The organism is Cohnella xylanilytica, assembly GCF_014212175.1.
In the GTDB taxonomy this organism is placed as follows: Bacteria; Bacillota; Bacilli; order Paenibacillales; family Paenibacillaceae; genus Cohnella; species Cohnella xylanilytica.
Genome location: NZ_JACJVR010000169.1, coordinates 1 through 1,062, shown reverse-complemented (window position 1 = coordinate 1,062; position 1,062 = coordinate 1). Strand labels below are relative to the sequence as shown.

The 1,062-nt window shown below is 62.2% G+C and carries 2 protein-coding genes; both read left to right on the top strand.

Going from position 1 to position 1,062, the window contains the following annotated elements; translation table 11 throughout:
- On the top strand, window positions 1-213 hold a 213-nt coding region (locus tag H7B90_RS32250; protein WP_185140012.1), incomplete at its 5' end, for a response regulator transcription factor.
- A 213-nt stretch (window positions 214-426) separates the two neighbouring features.
- The coding region (locus H7B90_RS32245) for an Hpt domain-containing protein (protein ID WP_185140011.1) at window positions 427-1,062 on the top strand (636 nt) is incomplete at its 3' end.

Below are 1,062 nucleotides of genomic sequence, written 5' to 3'. Positions count from 1 at the left end.
GCGCAGCCGGAGACGTCCTCCATTCTGTTCACCCCGCGAGAGAAGGAAGTTCTCGATCTGATGATCCAAGGCTACACGAACCAGGACATCGCGGAGCATCTGTTCATCAGCGCCCACACCGTCAAGAATCACCTGACGAAGATCTACATGAAGCTCGGAGTCGGCGACCGCGCGGGGGCCATGCTCAAGATGCTGAGGCCCGATTCGTCCTAGGGAGACGGGCGATCCGGATCACCCGCGAGGGTGATTTTCTTTTTTTCTCGGCGGGCGGAATAGCGATTCCTCGATTCGTTAGCGCTTCCCGGTTGTTGCGAACGGAGAGGCATCCGCCGGGAAAGATTCCCGGCGNNCGCGATGATTAAGAGGATTAAAGAGTTCCACAATCGGGCGACACCGTCTGGGGAAGCGAGGGGCGAGACACACTTGATGGACGACGGCATGTCGGAATATTTGGGAATCTTCCTGGACGAGCTGGAGGAGCAGCTGCAGATTCTGGACGAGCGGCTGCTGCTGCTGGAGAGGGATCCGGCCGATTCGGGCACGATCGGAATCGTTTTCCGGGCGGCTCATACGCTCAAGGGCTCGTCGGCGGCGATGGGCTTCGGCCGGATCAAGGAGCTGACGCATCAGATGGAGAACCTCTTCGAGCTGATGCGATCGGGCCGGCTCGCGCCGAACGCTTCGCTGATGAACGCCCTGTTCCGGAGCGTCGACGAGATCAAGACGATGAAGGCCGCGATTCAGGCGGGCGAAGGAGACGAAGGGCGCGATATCCGGGATCTGCTGCGGCAGTTGGCGGACCATGCGCGGGAGGCGGCCGATGCCGAGGAACGGGAGCCGAGGAAGCCGGCGGCGGACGAAGGGGAGCCGGCGCCGGACGAGGGGGAGCTGGTGCTCGACGGCTTCCACCGGAAGGCGATCTACCACGCTTGGGATCAGAAGCTGAACGCGCTTCGGGTGCTCATCCGCTTCGCATCGGACGAATCGTTCGCGTACGCGAGGGCGCTGGTCGTGCACCGAACATTGGAGGAAATGGGGGAAGTGATCGCGTCGTTCCCGAGC